Origin of the sequence: Alsobacter sp. KACC 23698, assembly GCF_045348435.1 — a bacterium.
Classification (GTDB): Bacteria; Pseudomonadota; Alphaproteobacteria; order Rhizobiales; family Beijerinckiaceae; genus Alsobacter.
The window spans coordinates 3,821,362-3,834,426 of the sequence record NZ_CP157484.1; the positions used below are offsets into that span (position 1 = coordinate 3,821,362).

A 13,065-nucleotide genomic window follows, 5' to 3' on the forward strand; every position below is an offset into this window, starting at 1 on the left:
TCAGACTCCCCCGCCTGAGGCGATGCGCTCGATCAGCTCCTCGGGCGTCGCGGCCGGCTCCATTTCGTAGGTCGGGCGGCGGCCCTGCAGCACCACCACGAGCTCGTCCACGATCCCGACCAGCAGGATGGCGAGGCCCGCCACCATGCCGAATTGTGGGATCCAGAGCGGGATCACCACCACGCCCTGCGACATGTCGCCGAAGCGCCAGGAGTCGAAGGCGAGCTGGCCCGCCTGCCACGTGAAATAGCCGATGAACGCGCCGGCGACGCTGAGCGAGATGAGCTCGGCGACCTGCTTGGGGCGCCCGGACAGCCGCTCCAGCAACAGCCCGACCCGGATCATCTCGCCGCGCTTGAAGGTGTGCGCCAGCCCGAGAAACGCCATCGCGACCAGCGACCAGGCGGCGAAATCGTCGCCCGAGGCGACGTTGAGGTTGAACTCGCGCCCCACCGAGAGGAGCATCATCAACACGAAGATCGCGATCAGGAAGGCGCCGGCCGCATAGCCGGACCAGAGGTAGAGCCCATCGAGGAAGCGGCGGATCATCGGAGGGCGCTCCGTGCGGACGCGGCGCCGGGCGCCCGGGGTTGGCTGCGCAGGAACATGGCGGTGCGGACCCTTTCCGGAGCGGAGGGCGTGACCAGGGCGGCGGAGCCATGGCCTGAAGCGGATGCTAAGCGGCGATTTCGTGACGTCAACAATTTATCGACGTTTTGCGAAAATCTGCTTCACAAGACGATCGAGCGATGGCTAGGCTCCGTTCCGCCGCCGCTCATGCAAGAGGGCGGCCATGACATTCTCCGCCGTCATCCCCGGCGGCGCGCAGCGCCGGGAAGGGAATCCAGAGCAACGCCGGGCGTGGTTCTGGATTCCCTTCCCCTCCGCGGCTGCGCGGCTCCGCCGGGGATGACGGCGCGCTGGGAGACTTGCGATGACGACGGCGCGCTGGGACTTCTGGATCGATCGCGGCGGCACCTTCACGGACGTGATCGGCCGGGATCCCTCAGGCCAGTTGCACGCCCGCAAACTGCTTTCGGAGAACCCCGAGGCCTATAGCGACGCCGCCGTGCAGGGCATCCGCGACCTGCTGGGGCTCGCGCCCGGCGCCGCCATTCCGTCCGGCGCCATCGGCGACGTCCGGATGGGCACCACGGTCGCCACCAACGCGCTGCTGGAGCGCAAGGGCGAGCGCACCCTTCTGGTGACCACCAAGGGTTTCCGCGACGCGCTCAGGATCGGCTACCAGGCCCGCTCGGACATCTTCGCCAAGGAGATCATCAAGCCCGAGCAGCTCTACGCCGAGGTGGTCGAGGTCGCCGAACGGGTGCGCGCCGACGGCGCGGTGGAGCAGGCGCCGGACCTCGCCGCCGTCAGGACGGAGCTGGAAGCCGCCAGGGCGGCCGGCTTCAAAGCCGTCGCGGTGGTGTTCATGCACGCCTACCGCTACCCCGAGCACGAGCGCCAGGTGGGGGCGCTGGCGCGTGAGCTCGGCTTCCCGCAGGTGTCGGTGAGCCACGAGGTCAGCCCGCTGATCAAGCTGGTCGGGCGCGGCGACACCACCGTGGTGGACGCCTATCTGTCGCCCATCCTGGGCCGCTATGTGCAGCAGGTCGCGTCCGAACTGGACGCCGAGCGCTCAGGCGCCCGCCTCATGTTCATGATGTCCTCCGGCGGACTCACGGCCGCCAGCCTCTTCGCCGGCAAGGACGCGATCCTGTCTGGCCCGGCCGGCGGCGTGGTGGCGCTGGCCGAGACCGGCAAGGAGGCGGGCTTCGGCCGCGTGATCGGCTTCGACATGGGCGGCACCTCCACGGACGTCGCGCATTTCGACGGCGAGTACGAGCGCGCCTTCGAGACCGAGGTGGCCGGCGTGCGCATGCGCGCCCCCATGATGCTGATCCACACGGTGGCGGCCGGCGGCGGCTCCATCCTGCATTTCGACGGCGCGCGCTTTCGCGTGGGCCCGGACTCGGCCGGCGCTAACCCGGGGCCGACATGCTACCGCCGCGGCGGGCCGCTCGCCGTCACGGACGCCAACGTGATGCTGGGCAAGCTGCAGCCCGCCTTCTTTCCGAAGATCTTCGGCCCCGGCCAGGACCAGCCGCTCGACGCCGACAGCGTCCGCGCCGCCTTCGCGGAGCTCGCCGCCCAGGTGGGCGACGGCCGCTCGCCCGAAGAAGTCGCGGACGGCTTCGTGCGCATCGCGGTCGCCAACATGGCGGAAGCCATCAAGAAGATCTCGGTGGCGCGCGGCTACGACGTCACCCAATACGCGCTGAACGCCTTCGGGGGCGCGAGCGGCCAGCACGCCTGCCTGGTCGCTGACGCGCTCGCGATGAAGACGGTGCTGATACACCCCTTCTCGTCGCTGCTCTCCGCCTACGGGATGGGCCTCGCGGACATCCGCGCGACCCGCCAGCAAGCCATCGAGGAGCCCTTCGCGCCCGCCGTGCTGGAGACGCTGGCCCGCGAGGCCGACCGCCTCGGCGCGATCTGCCGCGACGAGGTCGCCGGCCAGGGCGTGCCCGCCGACGCCATCGCGCTGCATGCGCGCGCCCATGTGCGCTACGCCGGCACGGATACGTCGCTCGAGGTTCCGGTGGCGCTTTTGGACCGCGAGCCTTCAGGCTCGCCCAGCGCCGATGCGAGCCTGAAGGCTCGCGGTCCACAGGGCGCGCTTCTCGCCGCCATGCGCGAGCACTTCCAGGCGGCGCACCGGGCGCGCTTCGGCTTCATCGACGAAACGAAGCCGCTGGTCGTCGAAGCCATTTCGGTGGAGGCCGTGGGCGGCGGCGCCGGCATCGCCGAGACCGAGGAGGCGATCGCCTCCTCGCCGCTGCCCGAGCCCACGGAGCGCACCCGCATCTTCAGCGCCGGCGCGTTGCGCGAGGCGGCCGTCTACGCCCGCGAGCAGCTGGCCCCCGGCCACGTCGTGCGCGGCCCCGCGCTGGTCATCGAGCCGCACCAGACGGTGGTGATCGAGGACGGCTGGCAGGCCGCGCTCACCGCCAAGGACCACCTCGTCCTGACCCGCGCGGTGGCGTTGCCCAAGCGCACGGCGGTCGGCACCAGCGCAGACCCGGTGATGCTGGAGATCTTCAACAACCTGTTCATGTCCATCGCCGAGCAGATGGGCGTGACGCTGCAGAACACCGCCTATTCGGTGAACATCAAGGAGCGGCTCGACTTCTCCTGCGCGGTGTTCGACCACGAGGGCGCGCTGGTCGCCAACGCCCCGCACATGCCGGTGCATCTGGGCTCCATGGACAAGTCCGTCGAGACCATCATTCGCCAGAACGAGGGCCGCATCCGCCCCGGCGACGTCTACATGTTGAACGCCCCCTACAATGGCGGCACGCATCTGCCCGACATCACGGTCTGCACCCCGGTGTTCGACCAGGCGGGCGACAGGATCCTGTTCTGGGTGGCGTCGCGCGGCCACCATGCCGACGTCGGCGGCGTCGCGCCGGGCTCGATGTCGCCGCTGGCGACCACGATCGAGCAGGAAGGCGTCTATATCGACAACTTCAAGATCGTCGACGAAGGCCGCTTCCGCGAGGCCGAGACCGAGGCGCTGCTGCTGGGCGCGACCTACCCGGTCCGCAACGTGGTGCAGAACGTCAACGACCTGAAGGCCCAGATCGCCGCCAACGAAAAGGGCGTGCGCGAGCTCTCCAAGGTCATCGCCGAGTTCGGCCTCGACGTCGTGCAGGCCTATATGGGCCACGTCCAGGACAACGCCGCCGAAAGCGTCCGGCGCGTGCTGGACCGGCTGCGCGACTGCGAGTTCACCTACCCGATGGACCAGGGCTGCGCCATCAAGGTGCGCATCACGGTGGACAAGGCCACGCGCGAGGCAACGGTGGACTTCACCGGCACGTCGCCCCAGCGCGGCGACAACTTCAACGCCCCCGCGCCGGTGACGCGCGCGGCGGTGCTCTACGTGTTCCGCGTCATGGTGGACGACGACATCCCGATGAACGCCGGCTGCCTGCGGCCGATCCGCATCGTGGTGCCCGAGCGCTCCATGCTGTCGCCCGAATACCCGGCCGCCGTGGTGGCCGGCAATGTCGAGGTGTCGCAGGCGGTGACGAACTGCCTGTTCGGCGCGCTGGAGGCCATGGCGGCCTCGCAGGGCACCATGAACAACCTCACCTTCGGCAATGACGAGTACCAGTATTACGAGACGATCTGCTCCGGCTCGCCCGCCGGCCCCGGCTTCAACGGCACGCCCGGCGTCCACGTCCACATGACCAACTCGCGCCTCACCGATCCCGAGATCCTGGAATATCGCTTCCCGGTGCTGCTGGAGGACTTCCACATCCGCGCCGGCTCGGGCGGCAAGGGGCGCTGGAACGCCGGCGACGGCACCAGCCGCACTATCCGGTTCCTGAAGCGGATGGAATGCGCGATCCTGTCCAGCCACCGCAAGGTGCGGCCCTTCGGCATGGACGGCGGCGAGGCGGGCGAACTCGGCCGCACCCTGGTGCGCCGTCTTGACGGCCGCATCGACGAGCTCGGCGGCTGCGACCAGACCGTGCTGGAGGCCGGCGAGGCCGTCACGGTGGTGACGCCGACGGGGGGCGGGTTCGGGAAGGGGTGACGTCAGGGCGCGGCGGGAATGGTCTCGATGTCGGTCGATCGCAAGAGCCGATCCATCGTCAGGAGCGATGCGCCGGCTTCCTTCGCGTAGGCGTAATGGAAGCAGTCGAAGTTGCTGAGTCGGCGCTTTCCGATCCCGTAATCCTCGGCCACCCCCACCGCATGAGACAACACTGCCCTCAGGTCTGACGCTGTACGAAGCGCAATCCCGCGCTCCTCCATCCAATCGACCAGCGCATGCTCCGCCTGCCGGTACGAGCAGTCCAACTGCCCGGGAGACGCCAGCACGATAATCGCCTCCCACGCAGCGAGGACCGACGTCCAAGGAGAAACCGCGTCGCGAAGCGCTTCGTTGTAAGCCTCTGCCGACTCCTCGTCGGCCATGATCGCAATGATCGCGCAAGCATCGACATACATCAGTCGTCGCCTGTGAGATCGTGGTCGAGAGCATGGAAGGCGTCAGGCGTCACAGGCTGGCGATCCTTCTTGAACTTGAGCCCATGCTTTTCGAGGATCCGGCGCGCGGTTTCGCTGGGCTTCTCGCGCCGGAGACGCTCCTGCAGCGCCTCGCGGAGCGCCATGACGACAGCATCCGTTATCGTTCCGCCCTCGATCTCGGCGAGACGTCGGGCCAGGACGTCGGCTTCGGGATTCCGGATGCTGATCGTCATGTATGGCTCCACTCGTGTGGCGCTCAGTGTAGCGCAGCCGCCTGCGACAGAAAAGCCCGGAACCACCCCACCGCCTCCGCGTTTGCCCGGCTCCCAATCACCAACACGGAGCCAAGCCATGACCGATATCGGGCAGGCCAAGATTCTCATTCTCGCGACCGACGGCTTCGAGCAGTCGGAGCTCATGAAGCCGCTGGAGCAGCTGAAGGCGGCCGGCGCGACCGTGCATGTCGCGTCGCCCGAGAAGACCATGAAGCCCGGCGAGATCCGCGGCTGGGACCAGACCGACTGGGGCCAGAGCGTCAAGGTCGACAAGACCCTGTCGCAGGTCAACGCCGACGACTACGACGCGATCGTGCTGCCGGGCGGCCAGATCAACCCCGACAAGCTGCGCATCGAGCCGCAGGCCGTGCAGCTGGTGAAGACCTTCTTCGACGCCGGCAAGGTGGTGGCGGCCGTCTGCCACGGCCCGTGGCTGCTGGTCGAGGCCGGCGTCGCCAAGGGCCGCACCGTCACGTCCTGGCCGTCCGTGAAGACGGACCTCAAAAACGCCGGCGCCAACTGGGTCGACCAGCAGGTGGTGGTCGACAAGGGCCTGATCACCAGCCGCAAGCCCGACGACCTCGACGCCTTCGTGGCCAAGATCATCGAGGAAGTGAAGGAAGGCCGTCACGAGCGCCGCGCCGCCTGAGGCTCCCCAGACAGACCGCCGGGGAGGGCCATGCGCCCTCCCCGTTGACCCGCGGCCCGAAACGCCCTTCATGGCCGCATGAATTACCGCCACGCCTTCCATGCCGGAAACTTCGCCGACGTGCTTAAGCACGCCGTGCTGGCCCGCATCCTCGTCCATCTCGCCCAGAAGCCTGCGGCCTTTCGGGTCATCGACACCCATGCGGGCATCGGGCGCTACGATCTCGCCGGACCGCTCGCCGAGCGCACCGGCGAATGGCGCGACGGCGTCGGCCGGCTGGAGGCCCGACCCCTGGAGGGCGAAGCCGCCGCCCTGCTCGAGCCCTACCTGCGGGCCGTGCGCGAGACGCGCGCCTTCTACGGCCCCACCGCCTATCCGGGGTCGCCGCTCATCGCGGCGGCGCTGACCCGGGCGCAGGACCGGCTGGTCTTCATCGAGAAGCACCCCGAGGACGTGCGGCGCCTGACCCAGGCGCTGGACGGCGACAAGCGGGCCAAGGTCATCGAACTCGACGGCTGGACCGCGCTGAACGCCTATGTGCCGCCGGTGGAGAAGCGCGGGCTCGTGCTCATCGATCCGCCCTTCGAGGAGCCCGGCGAATATGAGCGCCTCGCCGAGCGCCTCGCCAAGGCCTGCGCCAAGTGGCGGACGGGCACCTATGTGGCCTGGTTCCCGGTGAAGGACGCCCGCCAGCGCGACGCCTTCTACGAGGCGGTGAGCGACAGCGGCGTGGCCAAGACGCTGCGCATCGAGATGCTGCGCGAGCCCGCCAACGACCCCACCGTGCTGGCGGGCTCGGGCCTGCTCGTCGTCAATCCGCCCTGGACGCTCGAAGCCGAGATGCAGACGCTCGGGCCGCCGCTGGCGCGGCTGCTGGCGCGCAAGGGCGACGGGCTGTTTCGCTGCGACTGGCTTGTCGAAGAGGGTCGCGCCACGCGCGATTGAAGCACACCGCGCGGGCGATGAAGGCTATACAGCATTCCCCACAGTCTAATCCGTTCGACATAGGACCGAGGCGCAAGATCCCCGCGATTTCGTCTTGAAACGTTGCCTGAGTTGACGGACATTTTACATGCGTTCGAGTGGGGCAAGAGAATAAAGCCGTTGGCGCGACTACGCCGGCCGCCATGCGCTCGCCGGCTGATCGACGCCGCCCTTCGCACCCGTTCGGCGCCGGGCGTAATGGCGCGCGCGAGGGCGTGCGCGGCGACCCGAAAGGGAGCGAACCAGCATGACGCAACAGGGCGTGGTGAAATTCTTCAATACCGAGAAGGGCTACGGCTTCATCAAGCCGGACGATGGCGGACGCGACATCTTCGTCCATGTCACGGCGGTGTCCCGGGCGGGACTGCCGTCGCTCGACCAGGGCCAGAAGGTCTCCTACGAGATCGAGCCCGACAAAAAGGGCAAGGGGCCCAAGGCCGTGAACCTGACGGTCCTGGCGCACGCCTGAGCCTCGACGCAAGAGGCCCGGCGGGTTGAACGCCGGGCCTTGCGCATTGGTGCGGGACGGGGCCCCGCGTGTGACGCCTAGAACTTGTAGTTCAGGCCGGCGCGGACGATGTCGCCGTCCACCTTGGCCTTGGACCCGACCGTGAAGGCGCCCACCGGGCCGGAGCCCACGAGGGCGGTCTTCTGGTCGCCGAGATTGTAGTAGAGATACTCGATCTTGGTGGTCAGGTTGTTGGTGAAGGCGTATTCGACGCCGGCGCCCACCGCATAGCCGACCGCCGTGTCGGACTTGGAGCCCGCCCAGGCCGCGCCGGTGTTGAGCGAGGCCGCCGTGCTGCTCTTGACGTTCCCGAAGGCCAGGCCGCCGGTGCCGTAGACCAGCGCGCGGTCGAACGCGAAGCCGGCGCGGGCGCGGGCCGTGCCCAGCCAGTCGGTCTTGGACTCGGTGGAGACCGAGGACGTCAGGACGCCCGAGGATCCGACGTAGCTCTGGCGCTTGCCCGAGCCCAGATAGTTCACGTCGCCCTCGACGCCGAGCACCATGGAGCCGATCTGGTAGTTGTAACCGGCCTGCGCGCCGCCCGTGAAGGAGCCCTTGTCGTCCTTCAGGCGGTTCGGGAAGAGGCCCGCCGGCGAAGCGCCGGAATACAGGAAGGTCGTGCGGTTCTGGCCGAAGCGGTAGCCGGCGTTCGCGCCGACGTAAAAGCCCGTCCAGGTGAAGATCGGCGCGTAGACGACCGGCATGGGGGCGGGAGCGCTGCGGCGGCCGGGCAGGTCGGCGGCGAAGGCGACGCCGGACGCGGAAACGAGCAGCGCGGCGGCGCCGAGCGACAGAATGGACTTCATCGGTATGCTCCTGGAGGGGCGGGGCGACTGGCCCCGCCGGTGACGTGACGCCCGCGGGCCGGCGAAACGCCGGCCTGCCTCAAATGAGCGTCAGCAGATGGGAAGCGATCCGGGGAGGATCACGGGATCGTTGAAGGATGATCCGGCAGCGGTATCGCTTGAGATCATGGCCGCATTGCGATGACAATCAGCGCTTTTGGCGTCCTTCAAACATGATGTCCGGCCCGAATGGGCCAGACTGCGCGGCGGGAATAGCCGCCGCACAACCTGGAATACTCATATTGACGCGATACAATTCAGAACTTGTAGTTCGCGCCCGCCCGAATGACATTGATGCTGTTGTCGACCTTGACGGGGCCGAGCAGCGGCCCCGGGTAGTCTGCGTCGCCGAGGCCGTAATGGAGGTACTCGGCGCGCACGGTGACGCTGGGCGCCATCATCATTTCCGCGCCGCCGCCCACCACATAGCCGCTGCGCGTGCTGCTGGCCTTGCCGCCGAGCGCCTTGATCTCCGTGGCCGCCATGGCCACGCCGCCGGTGAGGTAGGGCATGATGTTGCCCGCCGCGTAGCCCAGCCGGGCGCGGCCGCTGACCAGCCATTTCTGGCGGGTCTTCTCGCTGAAGCTGGTGTTGCTGATGCCGGAGACGCTGGCGTCCGCCTCGACGCCCGCCACCACCGGACCGGCCTGGAGGTTGTAGCCGACCTGCCCGCCGGCCACCATTCCGGAGGTGCTGGCCGGGCCGGCCTTGCCGAATCCGCCGCCGGCATGCGCGCCGGCGTAGAGCCCGCCCCAGTTGGCCACGGGGGCCGAGTAGCCCGTGCTGGCGTAGGGATCGGAGCGCGACGGCAGGTCGGCGGCGTGCAGCCGCCCGCTGACCGAAACGGTCAGCAGCATCGCGACGGGAACGATCATGCGGACAATGGACATTGAAAGGACCTCGTACTCGCGGCCGAACGCGCGGCTCACTTGAGAAGAAGCAATACGTCAGGCGCCCGTTAGTGTTAATCGAAGCCGTAAAACAGCGTCAATTTTGAATGAATGGCCGCAAATCGCGTTCACGCCGTCTTAGGGCGTGTAAACGAAATCTTAAATTGTCCTGGACAGGCGCCCGCGAACGCCGGCCGCGCCTTCGCGGCGCTGAAAGTCCGGGGCGGCCGGCGCAACGCTTGCGGCTGTCTCGCTCCGGGGCCGGCCGGCGGCAGGCCTTGTTCCGGGGCGCCGGACGTGGCAAGGCCAGTCGCGATGAGCGCCACCAAGCCCCCCTTGTCCGTCTTCATCATCGCCAAGAACGAGGCCGACCGCATCGGTCGCACGATCGAGGCGGTGCGGAGCATCAGCGACGACGTGATCGTCATCGACAGCCTGTCGACCGACGGCACGCAGGCGGTCGCCGCCGCGCGCGGCGCGCGGGTGGTGGAGCACGCCTTCGAGGGCTACGGCCCGCAGAAGCGCTTCGGCGAGACGCTGTGCCGGCACGACTGGATGCTCAATGTCGACGCCGACGAGGTCGTCCCGGAGGATCTCGCCGAGGAGATCCGGGCGCTCTTCGACGGCGGCGGCCCGGGCGCCGACGCCTACCGGATCCGCATCGCCGAGATCTTCCCCGGCGAGGGCCGGCCTCACCGCTTCGCCTACGCGCTTGCTCCTGTGCGGCTCTACCGCAAGGACAAGGGGACCTATTCGATCTCGCCCGTGCATGACAGGGTGGACCTCGTCCCCGGCGCGACGGTGCGCAAGCTGCGCGGCACGATCCACCACTTCTCGGTGCGCTCGCTGGGCGACCAGATGGCCAAACTGAACCGCTACACCGATGCGCTCGTAGACGACCTCGCGGCGCGGGGCGAGACCATCAGCGTGTTCCGGCTGGTGGCCGAGTTCCCGGCCAATTTCGTCAAGGCCTATCTGGGCCGCCGCCATTTCCTGCGCGGCGCCTACGGATTCATGACCGCCATGAACTTCGCCTTCTACCGTTATCTGCGGGTGGCCAAGCACATCGAGATGCGCCGCCGCGAGAAGGCGCTGCGCCGGGACGGCGGCGCGCGCGCCGAATTGGCCGGCAAGAGCCTGGCCGGCAAGGACGGCGCCGGGAACGGGCCGGCGTGACCCGCCGGGCCGCGCTCGTCACGGGCGGCGCCAAGCGCATCGGGGCCGCCATCGTGCGGCGGCTGGCGGCGGCCGGCTATGACGTCGCCATCCACTGCCGGGGGTCGCGCCAGGAGGCGCAGGACCTCGCGGCCTCGCTGGGGCCCGGGCCGCGCGTCGCCATCGTGGCGGGCGACCTCGCCGACCTCGACGACGTGGAGCGCCTGGTGCCGGAGGCCGGCGCGGCGATCGGTCCGCTGACGCTGCTGGTCAACAGCGCCTCGCTGTTCGACGACGACCGCCTCGACCGGCTCGACCGTGAGCTGTGGGACCGGCATTTCGCCGTGAACCTGCGCGCCCCGGCCTTCCTGGCGAGCGCCTTCGCCCGGCAGGCGCCGGAGGGATCGTCCATCGTCAACCTGCTCGACCAGCGGGTGGAGCGGCTGAACCCGACCTTCTTCTCCTACACGCTGACCAAGGCGGCCCTGCACGCCGCCACCACCACCATGGCGCAGGCGCTGGCGCCCGCCATCCGGGTCAACGCGGTCTCGCCCGGCCCCACCTTGGCCAACGACCACGACGGCCCAAACGGCCTCGCCCACGAGATCGCCAACGTGCCCCTGCGCCGCGGGGTCGACCCCTCCGAGATCGCCGACGCGGTGCTCTACCTCGCCGGCGCCCGCAGCGTCACCGGCCAGACCCTCGCCGTCGACGCCGGCCAGCGCCTGGGCTGGCGCACCCCCGACATCGCCTGACCCGCTGGCCTGACGCCGCCGGCCCGGGCGCCAACCCGCAGCCCCCCGTCCTTCGAGACGCCTCGCTGCGCGAGGCTCCTCAGGATGAGGGGATTTGTGGTTGGACCGAAGTCGCTCCCGCTAGATGGCGGCGGCGCCGGCTTCGTCTTCGGGGTAGTCGCGGTCGCGCGAGGCGCGGGGGCGTTCGCGCAAGCGGCGGCGGCCGTCGGCGACGCGCTCCAGGACGGCGCGGAACGGCGCGGCGAGGCGGCAGAGGTCGCCGATCCCCCGCATCACATTGGCCCCGCGCCGCAGTTCGCGGTCCAGCGTCGCCATCGTGCGGGCGAGCCCGGGATCGTCGTCGTCGAGCCAGGTCTCCAGCGTGCGGGCCCAGACCAGCACCGCGCCCTGGACGCGCACCGCGCCGAGCGCGTCGCTCGTGTCGATGCCGGCCGCGGCCAGCATGAAGCGCATCGAGTTGACGGCGAGCTGGTTCATGGCGGCCAGCGACAGCGGGTCGCGGCGCATCGCCGGCGAGATCCGGCGCAGCGCGTCGCGATACGGCGTCAGCGCGTCGATGCGGCGCATGAGCACGTCGAAGAGACGCTCCTTCATGCTCTCGTCGGCCAGGTCGTCGGTCGAGACCTCCAGCACGGCCTTGTCGATGCGGCGCGACAGGCCCGCCAGGATCGCGCCCTTGGACGGAAAGGCGTCGCGGAACTCCGCCAACGTGACGTCGGCGCGCGCGGCGATCTCCGGGATCTCGATCTCGTCCCAGTCGCGCTCGGCGGCGAGCGCCATCAGGGCGTCGATGATGCGGTCGCGCGGCGCCCCGGAGGGGGCGGAGGGAGGCGGCGCCGAGGACCCTGCGGTCGCGCCGGATGCGCCGGCCTCGGCCGGAGAGCCGTCATCGGCCCCGGGAGTGCGCTTGCGGTTCGGTTGCTTGGCCATCGGGCTGCTCCGGAAGGTGCGTGTCTCCCGAAGATAGGGTGCCGGCGCCGCTTTGGCCAACGACGGAACGCCGCGCCCGGGACAACCCGGAACGCCGCGCCCCGAACGCCGCTGGCGCGTGGCGCGGCTCAGCCGCTCAGCTCTTCGGCCCGCTTGCGCGCCGCCGCGACCGCCCGGTCCATGAGGGGCGCGAGGCCGTCCGGCGCGGCCAGCACGGCGAGCGCCGCGGCCGTGGTGCCGCCTGGCGAGGTGACGTTCTCGCGCAGCGTCCCGGGCGTCAGGTCGGAGCGGTGCAGCAGCTCCCCGGCGCCCTCCACGGTGGCGCGCGCCAGCCGCTCGGCGAGATCGGGCGGCAGCCCCTGCGCCGCGCCGGCGCGGGCCAGGCACTCCACCAGGTGGAACACATAGGCCGGGCCGGAGCCGGACACCGCCGTGACGGCGTCGATCAGCTCCTCGCTCTCCACCCACTCCACCAGCCCGACGCCCGACAACAGCGCGTTAGCGATGTCGCGCTGCCGGTCCGAGACCTCCGGGGTGCCCGAGCAGCCGGTGACGCCGCGCTGCACGGAGGCGGGCAGGTTCGGCATGGCGCGGATCACCGCTCGGGCGCGCGGCAGGCGCGAGCGCAGGTCGCCCAGCGTCTTGCCGGCCAGGATGGAGATGACCAGCGTGTCGGGTCCGGCGAGGTCCTTGAGGTCGCTCGCCGCGTCGTCGAGCATCTGCGGCTTGATGCCCAGCACCAGCGCCTCGGGCTCGCTCACCTGCGAGAGCGGCGGGTTCAGGGTGACGTCGTGGCGCTCGCAGAACGAGACGAGGCCCATATGGACATGAGGATCGAGCACCGTGATGCGCTCGCCCGGCAGTCCGGTCCGGATCCAGCCCTCCAGCAGGGCGCCGCCCATCTTGCCGCAGCCCACCAGCACGAGCGAGGACGGAAGCCGCGACGGATCCTTTCGGGCCAAATCCTGGGAAGTCGACATGGCGCTGCCTCGATGCGCGGCCCCCCGGGGCCGAAGGCTCCTTTATGGCGT

13 protein-coding genes are annotated in these 13,065 nt (G+C 69.8%); 6 read left to right on the plus strand and 7 right to left on the minus strand.

Features of this window, described 5'->3' with window-relative positions:
* On the minus strand, positions 1–549 hold the full coding sequence (locus ABEG18_RS18200) for a TRAP transporter small permease (RefSeq protein WP_406854458.1): 549 nt from the start codon (positions 547–549) through the stop codon (positions 1–3).
* 385 nt (positions 550–934) lie between these two features.
* On the opposite strand from ABEG18_RS18200, the gene ABEG18_RS18205 reads away from it, so the two are divergent.
* On the plus strand, positions 935–4,606 hold the full coding sequence (locus ABEG18_RS18205; protein ID WP_406854459.1) for a hydantoinase B/oxoprolinase family protein: 3,672 nt from the start codon (positions 935–937) through the stop codon (positions 4,604–4,606).
* Positions 4,607–4,608: 2 nt separating this feature from the next.
* On the opposite strand, the gene ABEG18_RS18210 is transcribed toward ABEG18_RS18205, so the two are convergent.
* Positions 4,609–5,022, minus strand: a complete 414-nt coding sequence (locus ABEG18_RS18210; RefSeq protein WP_406854460.1) for a type II toxin-antitoxin system VapC family toxin — start codon at positions 5,020–5,022, stop codon at positions 4,609–4,611.
* A complete protein-coding gene (locus ABEG18_RS18215; RefSeq protein WP_406854461.1) occupies positions 5,022–5,276 on the minus strand; it encodes a type II toxin-antitoxin system VapB family antitoxin in 255 nt (84 codons plus the stop codon). The genes ABEG18_RS18210 and ABEG18_RS18215 overlap by 1 nt, the downstream gene beginning before the upstream one ends.
* A 118-nt stretch (positions 5,277–5,394) precedes the next feature.
* On the opposite strand from ABEG18_RS18215, the gene ABEG18_RS18220 reads away from it, so the two are divergent.
* From ABEG18_RS18220 to ABEG18_RS18230, 3 genes are all read left to right on the plus strand, one after another.
* Positions 5,395–5,967: a type 1 glutamine amidotransferase domain-containing protein gene (locus ABEG18_RS18220; RefSeq protein WP_406854462.1), complete on the plus strand. Its 573-nt coding sequence runs from the start codon at positions 5,395–5,397 to the stop codon at positions 5,965–5,967.
* Positions 5,968–6,045: 78 nt separating this feature from the next.
* On the plus strand, positions 6,046–6,912 hold the full coding sequence (locus ABEG18_RS18225) for a 23S rRNA (adenine(2030)-N(6))-methyltransferase RlmJ (protein WP_406854463.1): 867 nt from the start codon (positions 6,046–6,048) through the stop codon (positions 6,910–6,912).
* A gap of 286 nt (positions 6,913–7,198) precedes the next feature.
* Positions 7,199–7,420, plus strand: coding sequence for a cold-shock protein (locus tag ABEG18_RS18230; RefSeq protein ID WP_406854464.1), 222 nt, complete (start codon positions 7,199–7,201; stop codon positions 7,418–7,420).
* Positions 7,421–7,497: 77 nt separating this feature from the next.
* Here ABEG18_RS18230 and ABEG18_RS18235 read toward each other — a convergent pair whose 3' ends face one another.
* Together ABEG18_RS18235 and ABEG18_RS18240 are read right to left on the minus strand one after the other, a co-directional pair.
* A complete protein-coding gene (locus tag ABEG18_RS18235; RefSeq protein WP_406854465.1) occupies positions 7,498–8,265 on the minus strand; it encodes an outer membrane protein in 768 nt (255 codons plus the stop codon).
* Between the two features lie 296 nt (positions 8,266–8,561).
* Positions 8,562–9,194 (minus strand): outer membrane protein, encoded by a 633-nt coding sequence (locus ABEG18_RS18240; protein ID WP_406854466.1) that lies wholly within the window; start codon positions 9,192–9,194, stop codon positions 8,562–8,564.
* A gap of 315 nt (positions 9,195–9,509) precedes the next feature.
* Between ABEG18_RS18240 and ABEG18_RS18245 the strand changes: the two genes are divergently transcribed.
* Positions 9,510–10,370 (plus strand): glycosyltransferase family 2 protein, encoded by an 861-nt coding sequence (locus ABEG18_RS18245; RefSeq protein WP_406854467.1) that lies wholly within the window; start codon positions 9,510–9,512, stop codon positions 10,368–10,370.
* Complete coding sequence (locus ABEG18_RS18250) at positions 10,367–11,104, plus strand: SDR family oxidoreductase (protein WP_406854468.1); 738 nt, start codon at positions 10,367–10,369, stop codon at positions 11,102–11,104. The genes ABEG18_RS18245 and ABEG18_RS18250 overlap by 4 nt, the downstream gene beginning before the upstream one ends.
* A 120-nt stretch (positions 11,105–11,224) precedes the next feature.
* Here the strand turns inward: ABEG18_RS18250 and ABEG18_RS18255 are convergent, their stop codons facing one another.
* Positions 11,225–12,034, minus strand: coding sequence for a TetR/AcrR family transcriptional regulator (locus tag ABEG18_RS18255; RefSeq protein ID WP_406854469.1), 810 nt, complete (start codon positions 12,032–12,034; stop codon positions 11,225–11,227).
* Between the two features lie 128 nt (positions 12,035–12,162).
* A complete protein-coding gene (gene proC, locus ABEG18_RS18260; RefSeq protein ID WP_406854470.1) occupies positions 12,163–13,014 on the minus strand; it encodes a pyrroline-5-carboxylate reductase in 852 nt (283 codons plus the stop codon).
* Positions 13,015–13,065: the final 51 nt, after the last annotated feature.